The organism is Rhodococcus rhodochrous (genome assembly GCF_900187265.1).
Lineage (GTDB): Bacteria > Actinomycetota > Actinomycetes > Mycobacteriales > Mycobacteriaceae > Rhodococcus > Rhodococcus rhodochrous.
The window spans coordinates 952,613-965,216 of record NZ_LT906450.1; the positions used below are offsets into that span (position 1 = coordinate 952,613).

13 protein-coding genes and 1 riboswitch are annotated in these 12,604 nt (G+C 69.0%); of the genes, 7 read left to right on the forward strand and 6 right to left on the reverse strand.

Going from position 1 to position 12,604, the window contains the following annotated elements:
* Positions 1–23 precede the first annotated feature (23 nt).
* The 4 genes from CKW34_RS04455 to CKW34_RS24240 all read right to left on the reverse strand — a co-directional run bounded on the left by CKW34_RS04455 (position 24) and on the right by CKW34_RS24240 (position 2,615).
* Positions 24–1,682: a DNA repair helicase XPB gene (locus CKW34_RS04455; protein ID WP_059381819.1), complete on the reverse strand. Its 1,659-nt coding sequence runs from the start codon at positions 1,680–1,682 to the stop codon at positions 24–26.
* Between the two features lie 132 nt (positions 1,683–1,814).
* Positions 1,815–1,973 (reverse strand): hypothetical protein, encoded by a 159-nt coding sequence (locus CKW34_RS24420; protein WP_016691299.1) that lies wholly within the window; start codon positions 1,971–1,973, stop codon positions 1,815–1,817.
* Between the two features lie 21 nt (positions 1,974–1,994).
* Positions 1,995–2,162 (reverse strand): hypothetical protein, encoded by a 168-nt coding sequence (locus CKW34_RS24425; protein ID WP_016691300.1) that lies wholly within the window; start codon positions 2,160–2,162, stop codon positions 1,995–1,997.
* A 15-nt stretch (positions 2,163–2,177) separates the two neighbouring features.
* A complete protein-coding gene (locus CKW34_RS24240) occupies positions 2,178–2,615 on the reverse strand; it encodes a hypothetical protein (protein ID WP_155418936.1) in 438 nt (145 codons plus the stop codon).
* Between the two features lie 174 nt (positions 2,616–2,789).
* Between CKW34_RS24240 and CKW34_RS04460 the strand changes: the two genes are divergently transcribed.
* The 6 genes from CKW34_RS04460 (at position 2,790) to CKW34_RS04485 (ending at position 8,973) form a co-directional block, all read left to right on the forward strand.
* Positions 2,790–3,854 (forward strand): ABC transporter substrate-binding protein, encoded by a 1,065-nt coding sequence (locus tag CKW34_RS04460; protein WP_059381818.1) that lies wholly within the window; start codon positions 2,790–2,792, stop codon positions 3,852–3,854.
* On the forward strand, positions 3,851–4,714 hold the full coding sequence (locus CKW34_RS04465; protein WP_059381817.1) for an ABC transporter permease: 864 nt from the start codon (positions 3,851–3,853) through the stop codon (positions 4,712–4,714). Before CKW34_RS04460 ends, CKW34_RS04465 begins: the two co-directional genes overlap by 4 nt.
* The gene (locus CKW34_RS04470; protein WP_059381853.1) at positions 4,690–5,415 is read left to right on the forward strand and encodes an ABC transporter ATP-binding protein; all 726 of its coding nucleotides are present in this window, start codon (positions 4,690–4,692) and stop codon (positions 5,413–5,415) included. The genes CKW34_RS04465 and CKW34_RS04470 overlap by 25 nt, the downstream gene beginning before the upstream one ends.
* Before the next feature lie 28 nt (positions 5,416–5,443).
* Positions 5,444–6,799: an LLM class flavin-dependent oxidoreductase gene (locus tag CKW34_RS04475; RefSeq protein WP_059381816.1), complete on the forward strand. Its 1,356-nt coding sequence runs from the start codon at positions 5,444–5,446 to the stop codon at positions 6,797–6,799.
* 81 nt (positions 6,800–6,880) lie between these two features.
* Positions 6,881–8,512 (forward strand): GMC oxidoreductase, encoded by a 1,632-nt coding sequence (locus CKW34_RS04480; RefSeq protein ID WP_059381852.1) that lies wholly within the window; start codon positions 6,881–6,883, stop codon positions 8,510–8,512.
* Positions 8,509–8,973: a hypothetical protein gene (locus tag CKW34_RS04485; RefSeq protein ID WP_059381815.1), complete on the forward strand. Its 465-nt coding sequence runs from the start codon at positions 8,509–8,511 to the stop codon at positions 8,971–8,973. Before CKW34_RS04480 ends, CKW34_RS04485 begins: the two co-directional genes overlap by 4 nt.
* Positions 8,974–8,994: 21 nt before the next feature.
* Here CKW34_RS04485 and CKW34_RS04490 read toward each other — a convergent pair whose 3' ends face one another.
* Positions 8,995–11,274, reverse strand: a complete 2,280-nt coding sequence (locus CKW34_RS04490; RefSeq protein ID WP_059381814.1) for a helicase-associated domain-containing protein — start codon at positions 11,272–11,274, stop codon at positions 8,995–8,997.
* Between the two features lie 59 nt (positions 11,275–11,333).
* Here CKW34_RS04490 and CKW34_RS04495 point away from each other — a divergent pair, with 59 nt between their 5' ends.
* Positions 11,334–11,522, forward strand: coding sequence for a hypothetical protein (locus CKW34_RS04495; RefSeq protein ID WP_006551681.1), 189 nt, complete (start codon positions 11,334–11,336; stop codon positions 11,520–11,522).
* Positions 11,523–11,677: 155 nt separating this feature from the next.
* Here CKW34_RS04495 and CKW34_RS04500 read toward each other — a convergent pair whose 3' ends face one another.
* Complete coding sequence (locus tag CKW34_RS04500) at positions 11,678–12,268, reverse strand: resuscitation-promoting factor Rpf1 domain-containing protein (protein WP_059381813.1); 591 nt, start codon at positions 12,266–12,268, stop codon at positions 11,678–11,680.
* Positions 12,269–12,278: 10 nt separating this feature from the next.
* Positions 12,279–12,453, reverse strand: a riboswitch (cyclic di-AMP (ydaO/yuaA leader).
* Between the last annotated feature and the right edge of the window lie 151 nt (positions 12,454–12,604).

Sequence of the window (12,604 nt, forward strand, 5' to 3'; positions counted from 1 at the left end):
CAGCGGTTCCGGAGGATTCCGCGTCAGCCGATCTGCGGTCCGAGCAGGTCGTCGGCGTCGGTGATCCGGTACGCGTAACCCTGCTCGGCGAGGAACCGCTGGCGGTGCGCGGCGTACTCGGCGTCGAGCGTGTCGCGCGAGACCACGGAGTAGAAGTGGGCCTGCCCGCCGTCGTGCTTCGGACGCAGCAGACGTCCGAGACGCTGGGCCTCCTCCTGACGCGAACCGAAGGTGCCCGACACCTGGATCGCGACCGAGGCCTCCGGCAGGTCGATGGAGAAGTTCGCGACCTTCGACACGACGAGCACCTTCAACTCGCCCGACCGGAACCGGTCGAACAGCGCCTCGCGTTCCTTCGTCTTCGTCGAACCCTTGATCACCGGGGCGTCGAGCGCTTCACCGAGCTCGTCGAGCTGATCGATGTAGGCGCCGATGATCAGTGTCGGGGCGTCCTTGTGCTGCTCGAGGATCGACTCGACCACCGGAATCTTGGTGCGCGCGGTCGAGCACAGCTTGTACCGCTCCTCGGGCTCGGCCACCGCGTACGCCATGCGCTCGGCGTCGGTGAGGGTCACACGGACCTCCACACAGTCGGCCGGCGCGATCCAGCCCTGGGCCTCGATGTCCTTCCACGGCGCGTCGAACCTCTTCGGGCCGATGAGCGAGAAGACGTCGCCTTCGCGCCCGTCCTCACGCACGAGCGTCGCGGTGAGGCCGAGGCGGCGGCGGGACTGCAGATCGGCGGTCATCCGGAAGACCGGCGCCGGCAGCAGGTGCACCTCGTCGTAGATCATCAATCCCCAGTCGCGGGAGTCGAACAACTCGAGATTGCGGTATTCGCCCTTCGACTTGCGGGTGATCACCTGGTAGGTGGCGATGGTGACCGGACGGATCTCCTTCTTCTCACCCGAGTACTCGCCGATCTCGTCCTCGGTGAGGGAGGTGCGCGCAATCAACTCGCGCTTCCACTGGCGCCCGGCGACCGTGTTCGTCACGAGGATGAGCGTCGTCGCGCCGGCCTTCGCCATCGCGGCGGCACCGACCATCGTCTTGCCGGCACCGCACGGCAGCACCACGACACCCGAGCCGCCCGACCAGAACGAGTCGGCCGCCAGTTCCTGGTAGTCGCGCAGGTGCCAGGGGTTCGTCTCGAAGTCCAGCGAGATCGAATGGGCCTCGCCGTCGACATACCCTGCGAGGTCCTCGGCCGGCCAGCCGATCTTCAGCAGCATCTGCTTGACGCGTCCGCGCTCGCTCGGATGCACGATCACGGTGTCGTCGTCGATACGGGCACCGAGCATCGGTGCGATCTTCTTGTTCCGCAGGACCTCGGCGAGCACCGCCCGATCGAAGCTGACCAGGGTCAGGCCGTGTGCGGGGTTCTTGACCAGCTGGAGGCGCCCGTAGCGGCCCATGGTGTCGACGATGTCGACGAGCAGCGCCTGCGGGACGGCGAACCGGGAATGCGAGACCAGTGCGTCGACGACCTGCTCGGCGTCGTGACCGGCGGCACGGGCGTTCCACAGTGCCAGCGGCGTCACCCGGTAGGTGTGGATGTGCTCGGGGGCGCGTTCGAGCTCGGCGAAGGGTGCGATCGCCTGCCGCGCCTCGTTCGCCCGTTCGTGATCGACCTCGAGGAGCACGGTCTTGTCGGACTGGACGATGAGCGGTCCGTCGGCCACGAGTGCCTCCTGTGGATGGAAAGTAGAACTTTCCCATTCTCCAGGTTCGGGCCGTACCGCGCCACCACGACGGTGTACGGCCGTGCGTTCCCCCGTGGCGGGAACGCACGGCCGACCGGTTTCACGGCGTACTCACCGTGCGAGCGACTGCCGCACCTCCATCACGCACACCAGTGCCTCGGAGATACCGGACCGGTAGCCGGCGTCCTTCTCGGAGGCGGGAGGCCTCGAATCCAGTTCCGATTCGAGTCGTTCCTGGATCTTGTCCAGGGCATGCAGCGTCCGCTTCATTCCAGTACCGATTTCTCTTTCTCAGGCCGGCTGTTTCATCGCGCCGGCTCGCTCGTCGAGAACGAACACCCGTGCACGCGCCAATGCGGCACGATATCCGTGCCGCTGTGCGTCGGTGCCCGTTTCCCGACCGGACAATCCACTTATCTTCTCGTACAGCGCTTCGAGCGCCGCGATTTCGAGATCCATGGCCTGCAACCGGATTCAGCTCCGCTTCCGCTTACGGATGAACTCGCCGGCTTCGGCGGCCTTCTGCCGCTTCTCCTGGCGACGTTCCTTCAGGGACTTCGCAGGCTTCTTCGGATTCTTGCCCTTGTCGGCCATTGTCACTCCATCTTCGATGAACAACCACTCGACAGGACCACACCATACGTCATTTCCCAGGAAATGCCAGTCGCTCGAATTATTCTGTGCGCCATCCGAACACGGCGCCGAAATATCCCGCACTCCGGTTTCCGGAGTTGATTTCACCGTGCGTCGATCCCTGTCGGGAAGTTCCGCGCGGCCGATACCGTCACCGGCGATGCTGTGCGGACAGAGGATGTCCACAGCCCGGGCAGACGGGGGAGAGCGATGGGCCGGACCGTGATCGCAGGCCGCAGTGCCTCGCGTCGCGAGCACCGTGCGTGTCGCGTCGTCCACCGATCGCGGTTCCGCGGTTGTCCGCACTGTCGCTGTCGGCTATACCGCGACCGCTGATTTCGGGATCGTTCCTCTCGGGGCCGGGCCCGCGCCCGGGTTCCCGTTCGTCCTCCGGTAGCGCGCGTCGGCGCATTCCGCGCGACGTCGCGCCCCTCACCTTCGCAAGGAGTTCTCATGACCGTGTCCTCACTCGTGCGCTCTCGAAGATCGCGCGCTCCGATCGTCGTCGCGGCCGCGCTGAGCGTCGTGCTCACCGGGTGCTCCGGCGGCTCGGCCGGGGGATTGTCCGCCGACGCCGAACTCCCCGAGGAGATTCCACCCGGGACGTCGTTGAGCATTGCGGTCGAGCCCACCCGTATCCAACTCGAGGCGACCGGCCGTATCGACGAGTTGCCGTTCACGGTGTCGGACTGGCCCGACGTCTCGGCCGGTCCCGACGTCATCCAGGCGTTCCGCGGCGACGCCGTCGACCTCGCGTCCAACGCGGCGATCCCTCCCATCCAGGCCCGTGCCACCGGGCTCGACGCCAGGATCATCGCCGTACGCGAGAAGGATTCGCCGCAGTATTCGCTCGCGACGGCGTCCGGTACCGACATCGATTCGTTGGACGACCTGCGCGGCAGGAAGATCGCGCTGTCACCGGGGCAGGCCCAGGGTGTCGTCGTGCTCCGGACGTTGAAGTCGGCCGGAATCGGCCTCGACGAGGTGGAATTCGTCGAACTACCGAGCACGCAGTTCCTCACGGCACTCCAGGCGAAACAGGTCGACGTCGCACCGCTGGCGGAACCGACTCTCACGAAGTATCTGAACCAGTACGAAACCGAGGGTGCGCGAGGGGTGTTCACGCCCGAGGTCGACGCGTTGAGCGTTCTGTGGGCTCCGGTGTCCGTGCTCGAGGATCCCGCGAAGGTCGCGGCGATCAAGGAGTTCATCCCGCTGTGGGCGCAGGGAGACGTCTGGGCGTGGGAGAACCAGGACGAGTGGATCCGCAGGTACTACGTCGAGAGCGAAGGGGTCTCGTACGAGGACGGTAAGCGGATCATCGAAACCGTCGGGCAGAAACCGGCCTACCCCACCGACTGGGACTCCGCGATCGAGTGGACGCAGGAAACCTCGGAACTGCTCGACGAGGCCGGGTGGTTCGACGAGTTCGACGTCGAGCAGATCTTCGATCGCAGATTCGAAACCGTTGCCGCGGAATCCGTTCCGCAGGAGTACCGGAAGGGGTCGGATTCGTGACCGGCACACTGACACAACCGGTGGAGGTCGGCGCCCGTACGCCGGCTCCCGTCGATCCGCCACCGACGGAGGGGATCAGGCCGCTCCGTCGGCTCGGTCTCCGCAAGGCCGTCCCGTTCTCGCGCATGACCGGCGTGGTTCTGCTGCTCGCCGTGTGGGCGATCGGTTCGGGCGCCGGATGGATCGACGACCGCAAGCTCTCCGCTCCCTGGACGGTGGTGACCAGCGCGATCGAACTCGTCGCGGAGGGAACTCTGCAGCAACACATCCTGGCGTCGCTGAGCCGTGCCGTGCTGGGCTTCGTGATCGGATGCGTCATCGGTACGGCGCTCGCACTCGCGTCAGGACTGACACGTACGGGCGAAGCGTTGATCGACGGCCCCGTACAGTTCAAGCGTGCGATCCCCACTCTGGGTCTCATCCCGTTGCTGATCCTGTGGCTCGGCATCGGCGAGACCTTCAAGATAACGGTGATTGCGCTCGGCACGGTCGTGACCATCTACATCCAGACGCACAACGCCCTCACGGCCATCGAACAGCGCTACGTCGAACTCGCCGAGGTACTCGGCCTCACCCGTGCACAGTTCGTGTGGAAGGTGGTGCTGCGGGGAGCGCTGCCCGGATTCTTCCTCGGTCTGCGCCTCGCGGTGACCGGTGCGTGGCTCACCCTGATCGTGGTCGAGAGCATCAACGCCGTGAGCGGCCTGGGCAAGATGATGTTCAACGCCCAGAACTACGGTCAGCCGGACGTCATCCTCGTCGGATTGCTCGTCTACGGCGTCTTCGGTCTGGCATCCGACGCCGGCCTCCGGTTGCTCGAGCGTCGCGCGCTCGCCTGGCGGAAGACGCTGGGCGGATGAACGCCGTACGCATCCGCGGCCTGATCCGCGGCTTCGGCGACCGGAACGTGCTCGACGGGCTCGACCTCGAGATCCCCGACGGGCAGTTCGTCGCCCTGCTCGGCAGGAGCGGGTCCGGGAAGTCCACCCTGCTGCGTGCGCTCGCCGGACTCGACTACGACGTGGAGATCCGCGGCGGCGCACTCGCGGTACCGGAGAAGGTCTCCGTCGCCTTCCAGGACTCCCGCCTGCTGCCCTGGCTGCGCGTGCTCGACAACGTCACGCTCGGACTCGACAGGCAGGGGAGGAGCCGGGGATCCGAGATGCTGGCCGAGGTCGGCCTGGCCGGACGTGAGGACGCCTGGCCGCTCGAACTCTCGGGTGGGGAACAACAGCGTGTCGCGCTGGCCCGGGCCCTGGTGCGGGAGCCGCAGTTGCTGCTCGCCGACGAGCCGTTCGGTGCACTCGACGCCCTGACCCGCATCAGGATGCACGGACTGCTCGACGACCTCGTCCGCGCGCACCGTCCCACGGTGCTGCTCGTGACCCACGACGTCGACGAGGCGATCGTCCTCGCCGACCGGATCGTCGTGCTGGACGAAGGACGCATCGCCGTCGACCGCCACGTGGATCTCGACAAACCCCGTTCCATCACCGACCCCGGTTTCCGGGACATCAGGGAGGACCTCCTCACCGCCCTCGGTGTCATCACACAACCGTGACGAAAGACCTTTCACGACAGGAGAAGACATGACCGACCGTCGATTGCACCTCAACGCCTTCCTCATGCCCATCGGACACCATGAAGCGGCGTGGCGTCTGCCGGAGAGCGACCCGAACGCGAATCTCGACATCCAGCACTACATCTCGCTCGCCCGCACCGCGGAACGTGGCAGGTTCGACTCGGTGTTCCTCGCCGACAGCCCCGTACTGTTCGCGAATCCCGAACGGCGTCCGAGCGGCAAGCTCGAACCCACGATCATCCTCACCGCGATCGCGACGGCCACCGAGCGGATCGGTCTCATCGGGACCGCGTCGACGACCTACAACGAGCCCTACAACCTCGCGCGGAGATTCGCGTCGCTGGACTTCGTCAGCGGTGGACGTGCGGGCTGGAACATCGTCACCACCGCCGGTGACGACGCCGCCCGCAACTTCGGTCTCGACGGGGTGCCGGCGCACAAGAGCCGCTACGCGCGGGCCGCCGAGTTCGTCGAGGTGTCGACCGAGCTGTGGGACAGCTGGGAGGACGACGCGATCGTCGCCGACAAGGAGGCGGCGATCCACGCCGACTCCGCGAAGGTCCACACCTTCGAACACGAGGGAGAGTTCTTCTCGGTGGCCGGGCCGCTCAACGTGCCGCGGTCACCGCAGGGCTACCCGCTGCTCGTGCAGGCGGGCTCGTCGGAGAACGGCAAGGACTTCGCCGCGCTGTACGCCGAGGCGATCTTCACCGCCCAGCCCACCTTCGAAGAGGGCAAGGCGTTCTACGACGACGTCAAGGACCGTGTCGGCAAGGTCGGCCGCGACCCGCGGCAGGTGCTGATCCTCCCGGGCATCGTGCCCGTCATCGGCGATACGGAGAAGGAAGCACGGGAACTCGACGCCGAACTGGCCCGGCTGATCTCGCCCGAGTACGCCCGCCGCCAGCTCGCCGAACGGTTCGGGCTGCGGCCGGAGCAGCTTCCGCTCGACGAGCCGCTGCCGGAGAACCTGCCGTCCGAGGACGAGATCGAGGGAGCCAAGAGCCGGTACACGCTCATCGTGCAACTCGCACGGCGGGAGAACCTCACGGTGCGGCAGCTCATCGAACGCCTCGGCGGCGGTCGTGGCCACCGCACCTTCGCGGGCACGGCCGAGCAGGTGGCCGACACGATCGAGCACTGGTTCCACAGCGGTGCGGCCGACGGCTTCAACATCATGCCCGCGGTGCTGCCGTCGGGACTCGAGAAGTTCGTCGACGGCGTGGTGCCGATCCTGCAGGAGCGTGGTCTGTTCCGCACGGAGTACACCGAAGCCACCCTGCGTGGGCACTACGGACTCCCGCGGCCGGAGAACCAGTTCACCGTCGGGAGGGCGTTCGTGGGGCTCGCGACGCAGCCCTGAGCCTCACCGCACGGGGAACGCGAACCTACAGGCTGTACGTCGACGGCGCCGCCGGACGGACCGCCCTCTATGCTCTGCGCCATGTCATCGCAGAGCCGGGCGGGTGCCTCGGACGGCGGCGCCGTCGACGTCATCGTGGTGGGCAGTGGATTCGGTGGTGCCGTCGCGGCACTGCGCCTGAGCGAGCAGGGCCGGAAGGTCCTCGTGCTCGAACAGGGCCGACGGCACACCCGGGACGATTTCGCCGTTGCCCGCCGCGATCCCCGTCGCTATCTGTGGATGCCCGGGATCGGGCTGCGCGGATTCTTCTCCCAGCGCGTCCTCTCCCATGTCGGGATCATCGGGGGAGTCGGCGTGGGTGGCGGCAGCATCGTCTGGGCGGGTGTGCTGCTCGAACCGAAGGATGCGTTCTTCACCGATCCCGCCTGGCCGTCGGTGCCGGACGGATGGCGTGCGGAGCTGACCGAGCACTACCGGACGGCCGCCCGCATGCTCGGCCGCGCCACCGCTCCGATCAAGGGGCCGATGGACGAGCATCTGGAGGTCGTCGCGCGTCGGGCCGGCGCCGGCGAGACCTACGGTCCGACGCCGATGGCGATCCATTTCGGCGAGGAGGGCGTCACCGTCCCCGATCCCTTCTTCGGTGGAGAAGGACCGGAGCGCACCGGGTGCGTGATGTGCGGCGGATGCCTCGTCGGATGTCCGTACGGCAGCAAGAACACCCTCGACCTCAACTATCTGTGGCTCGCGCAGCGTCGCGGAGCCCAGGTCCGACCCGACAGCCGCGTGGTGTCCGTCGCCGCCCTCGACGCCGGCGGGTACGAAGTGGAACTCGCCGACGGGGAGCGTCTGCGCGCCGGCGAGGTCGTCCTCGCCGCCGGTGTCCTCGGCACCGTGGAACTGCTGTTCCGGTCGCGGGAGAACGGGGGACTGCCGAACGTCTCGGAGCGTCTCGGTGTCGGCGTGCGCACCAACTCGGAGGCGATCACCGCCGTGCTCGCCGACGACGTCGACGTCGACCTCACCCGCGGACCGACGATCTCGAGCGAGTTCTATCCGGACGAACGCACCCACGTCACGCAGAACCGCTACGTCGGAGGATGGCACATGCGGTTGCAACTCGGACCGCTGGTGGACGGTGCCGATCCCCGTCGGCGACGTCGCGAGGCGCTGCGGGCGCTGGCGTCGCGCCCCGCCCTGCAGCTGCGGACGATGTTCGCGCGCAACTTCATCCGCCGGCTCAGTGTGTTCACGGTGATGCAGGACGTGGAGAACGAGATCCGTCTGGTCTTCGACCGGTCGCCGGTGCGGCCCTGGCGGCGCGTGCTGCGTTCACGGGCAGTGGAGGGGCTGCAGGCACCGAGCTATCTGCCCCAGGCGAATGCCGTCGCCCGCTCGTTCGCCGAATCGATCGGTGGCCGCCCGCTCAACCTGCTGCTCGAGAGCATCGGGGGCAAGTCCATCACCGCGCACGTCCTCGGAGGTGCGTCCATGGGCACCGACGCGGCGGACGGCGTGATCGACACCGATCACCAGGTGTTCGGGCATCCGGGCCTGTACGTCGTGGACGGTTCCGCGATCCCCGCCAACGTCGGAGTCAACCCGTCGCTCACCATCACGGCGATGGCCGAACGGTTCGCGGCACGCTACGCCGTGCGTCGTGCATCCGGCGAACCGGCCACATTCGCGCACACCACCGAGGAGAACTCATGACGACACGGGACACCGACGCGCTGCCGCGATCGATACGCGGACTGCAGCAACGATTCCGGATGCTGCACGCCGACGCGCTCCCGGCCGCCGGCACGTACCGGGCCGTCTTCGTCGGACCGGCCGCGCTGCGGGCCGCCGCGCCCCGCGCCATCGCGCTCGGTGGGATGCCCCGGTGGTACGGCAAGCGGTTCGCCGACGACGGAAGCGCCGTGAACCTCCTCGCCGACGCGGACGGCACCCTGCGCGAGGTGCTGCCCATGCGGGTCGCGCTCGAACCGTCGTGGCTCGACGGGCGACCCGCGATAGTCGTGTCGTACGGATCGAACGGGCCGGTGCCGTGGCGCTGGGTCCGCGACGAGTTCCGCCCCGTCGACGACGGGACCCTCCTCGGTCTCACCTTCGTGGCTGCTCCGGCATCACGGATCGCGGCGTCACCGTTCACGCTCGTGCGCGACGCCTGACCGGCCGCACCGGGCCCGTCGTCAGTCGACCAGCGCCACCGACGTGACGCGGTGCAGCACGAAGCTACGCACCGAGCCGGTCGCCGGATCGAAGGCCTGCACCTGCCCGCCGCCCACCGACACCGGGTCGACGATGCGGCGCGTCGCCACGCCCTGGGCGTCGACGTATCCGAGGGTGACGCTGCGCTTGCCGTGCACGGCCAGTTGCAGCAGCGCGAGCGTCGCCGCACCACCGGACCGGCTGCCGTCACCTCGTGCCGAGGCCGTCGGTGTCGCGGCCTCCGCACGGTCGCCGGCGCGCAGCGTGCGCACGAGGGTGTCGAGTTGCTCGTCGCTCGGCGCGGTGGGTCCGGCATAGCGGGCCCGGGCGCGCGGCATCGCGACACGGGCGCCCCGGGGCCGTAGATCCACGATCGCTCCCGAGGCGTCCTCCCCGGCGGGCGCGAAGCCCGCGGCGCGCAGCTCGGTGAGCACCTCGGCGAGAGGCGCCTGCGAGATCGCGACGGTCGGGGCGACCGCGCGCAGGGCGAGCGTGGCGGCGACCGGGGCGGACAGCACCTCGGTGAGCAGAGCCGGATCGTCGGCGCGGACGAAGGACGTCGCCACACCGGCCCGCAGGCGTCCGTGGCGACGCGCGACGTCGTCGATCAGGTAGGTGAGCGACTGCGGCACCGGTGTGCGCGAATGCGTCGCGAACAGGCCGTGCAGGTCGCTCGCGCCCAGACCGGCGTCGAGCGCGCGCCGGATACTGCTGTCGCCGATCCGGTAGACGGTCGCGGCACCGGCCGATTCGACATCGGCGACGAGCGCGATCCGCTCGCCGAGTTCGGGGACGAGCGGTCCGGGGGCGACGATCGTGAGGTCGGCCTGGACGAGCACGTAGTCGACGGGTTCGGGCAGCACCGCCGCCATCTCGGCCTCGGCGTCGCCGCCGTGCAGCAGCGCCTTTCCCGGCGACGCGAGCATGCCGTGCGCGACGAGACCGAGTGTGGTCGCCTCCCGCACGGTCTCCACGACACTCGTCGTGTCGAAGCGGCCCGCCCAGCGAGGACGACGCCACGCCGCTGCGGCACGCAGGTCGGCGACGTCCGTGCCCGCCGCCGGCACGTCGGAGAGGACGTCGAGCAGCAGCCGCCGGTCGCGGGCGGCGGTGGGGGACTTCACCTCGTCGGACAGTGCGGCGACCGGCTTGTCGTTCTGGTCGCGGCGGCCGATCAGCCAGGGCCGGCGCGGCAGGTCGAGCCAGGCACCGGCGAGCACGGCCCAGCGGTAGGCGGGGGTGGACGCGAGCCACGCGTCGGTAGCGGTGGTCGGGGCCCAGTGGTCGTCGTCCCCGGGAGTCGGCGGCTCGGGGAGGCCGCGCGCGATCAGACCGGCACCCGCGAGGACCTCGACGACGAGCGCCGTCTCCTCGTCGTCGAGTCCGACCGCCTTCCCGACGCGATGCAGTTCGCGGACGCCGAGCCCTCCGGCCTTGAGGACGGGAGCGGGTTGCGCCCCGAGAGTGTCGAGAACGTCCTCGCAGTGCCGCAGCAGTTCGAGGGCGGCACCGGCAGCGGTCGCGTTGACGTCGGCGGTCGAGCGGGTGGGTTTCGGTGCGCGCGGGGGAGCGAGCGCCGCCGGATCGAAGGGGGCGTCGTCGCGCAGCGCCTGGCCCACCCGATGGGGGAGTTCGACGGTCTCGTCGTCGATACGGAAGAGCAGCCCGGCGGCGAGCAGTTTCTGCACGGGCCGGTCGGCGGAAGTGTCCGGTGCGGCGTCGCGGGTCCGGCCGATCGGGGACGTGCGCGACAGGGTGTCGAGGATGCTCCGCTGTTCGGGCGGGAGGGCCGCGAGGAGGTCGTCGAGTTCCTGCCGGGACGGTCCGGTGACGTCGCCGGTGCGTCCGACGCGCCACGGAACGGCGTCCACGGCGGCGGCGACGAGACGCAGCTCGTCGGTGGAACCCCACACGAGCAGCAGCGAGCGCAGGGTGGACAGGATCCGGTCGAGACTCCTCGCGCTGATGCGGCCGGAGACTTCGTCGAGCACGGCGGCGCGGGAGACGGGGGTGTCCACCGCTCCGAGACGGGCCAGGACCTCGATGATCCCGAAGGCGGCGGTGTCGAGTTCGTCGGCCGCACGGAAGACCGAGGCGCGTTGCTGCGCTCGGCTCGCGAGCACGTTCATGCTCGCCGGCGGCGGCACCACGAGATCGGGACGGGCGCGCAGCGTGGCGGCCAGATCCGTGTCGCGTCGACCTGCCAGCCAGCGGGCGAGGGAGTCCGTGGCGGTGTCGGGAGCGGGCGTGGTCGGGGACATCCCCTCCAGATTAGAGACCTGCGGTAGCAGGCCCCGAACTCACCTGCCAAAATGAGCGCATGGCTACCTCTTCGAAAAAGCATTACGTCGACCACGGATGGCCCGAGCTGGCCGACGGTGAGCACGCTGTCACCGAACTGTCGTCCACGCGTTCCGGTCCGCTCTCCCCGTACGGTGAGGACACCGTGTTCCCGTTGCCGGTCGAGGACCTGCCCTACACGCATCCGAAGACGGTGATCAACCGCTGATCCGATCGCGGATCACCGAACAGGCTCTTCCGTACGACGCCCGGTCCCTTCGTGGGGCCGGGCGTCGTCGTGTGAGGGAGGAACGAGCTCGTCCGCATATGCGGAAGGGCCCCGCACCGTGATCGGTGCGGGGCCCTTCCGGGATGTTCGGGGTGTTACTGCGGGAGCACCGCGCGAACGGCGTCCAGGATGTTCGGGTCGAGCTCGACGCCGGCGTCCTGGAGTGCGGCGACGCCCTGCTCGAAGCCGGCCAGGATGCCCTGGACCTCGGCGGGGAGAGCGGGGGTCTCCGGAAGCTGCGGGACAGCGTTCTGGATGGCGGGCGCCGGGGTCTCGGCGGGAGCGCTGGGGGCGGCGTCGACGGAGCGCTGCGTGGGCGCGCTCGACAGTCCGAGGCTCGACGAGCAGGAGGGCCATGCGCCCCAACCCTGGCCGGCGAGGACACGCTCGGCGACGGCGATCTGCTGTTCGCGGCTGGCCTGGTGGGCCGTGGCAGCGTATTCCTGGCCGCCGTAGGCGTTCCAGGTGCTCGGCGAGAACTGCAGGCCGCCCTGGTAGCCGTTGCCGGTGTTGATGCCCCAGTTGCCGCCGGACTCGCACTGTGCGAGGCGGTCCCAGTCGGAGTCGGGAGCGGCAGCGGCGGTGCCGCTGAACGCGACACCCGTGACGCCGAGGACTGCACCCGTCAGCGCGAACTTCGCGACGGTACGACCGGTATTGGTGGGCTTGCGATGGCGTCCGCTCATGTCGGTTCCGTGTTCCTCTCCGTACGCACCTACGAGGTCAGCTGTCGGGTTCGGGCTGAAGAGGTTGCCCGGCCGTGTCGCTCCGTTGGGAGCGCCTTCGGCTTCACCCCGAGGACCGTCGCGGTTGCGTCGGCCCGGGCCTCCTGGACACCGTCCGGCTGTGGGCCGATCGGTTCCTGGGAGACCGGTGGGTCCCCCGTTTCCTGTCCCTTGTGGATCGTTCGTCGGGACTTCCGGAACCACGGGACAGGAATTTGGCGCGGCGGTTCCGGACCGGTCGAGCCAGGCGGTTCGACCGGACATGACGGTAACGGTTCCGAGGGCGAAGTGTCACCA

Coding starts and splice junctions, on each gene's coding strand:
- CKW34_RS24420 (WP_016691299.1), bottom strand. CDS start 1,973: ATGAAGCGGACGCTGCATGCCCTGGACAAGATCCAGGAACGACTCGAA.
- CKW34_RS24425 (WP_016691300.1), bottom strand. CDS start 2,162: ATGGATCTCGAAATCGCGGCGCTCGAAGCGCTGTACGAGAAGATAAGT.
- CKW34_RS04460 (WP_059381818.1), top strand. CDS start 2,790: ATGACCGTGTCCTCACTCGTGCGCTCTCGAAGATCGCGCGCTCCGATC.
- CKW34_RS04475 (WP_059381816.1), top strand. CDS start 5,444: ATGACCGACCGTCGATTGCACCTCAACGCCTTCCTCATGCCCATCGGA.
- CKW34_RS04480 (WP_059381852.1), top strand. CDS start 6,881: ATGTCATCGCAGAGCCGGGCGGGTGCCTCGGACGGCGGCGCCGTCGAC.
- CKW34_RS04485 (WP_059381815.1), top strand. CDS start 8,509: ATGACGACACGGGACACCGACGCGCTGCCGCGATCGATACGCGGACTG.
- CKW34_RS04490 (WP_059381814.1), bottom strand. CDS start 11,274: ATGTCCCCGACCACGCCCGCTCCCGACACCGCCACGGACTCCCTCGCC.
- CKW34_RS04495 (WP_006551681.1), top strand. CDS start 11,334: ATGGCTACCTCTTCGAAAAAGCATTACGTCGACCACGGATGGCCCGAG.
- CKW34_RS04500 (WP_059381813.1), bottom strand. CDS start 12,268: ATGAGCGGACGCCATCGCAAGCCCACCAATACCGGTCGTACCGTCGCG.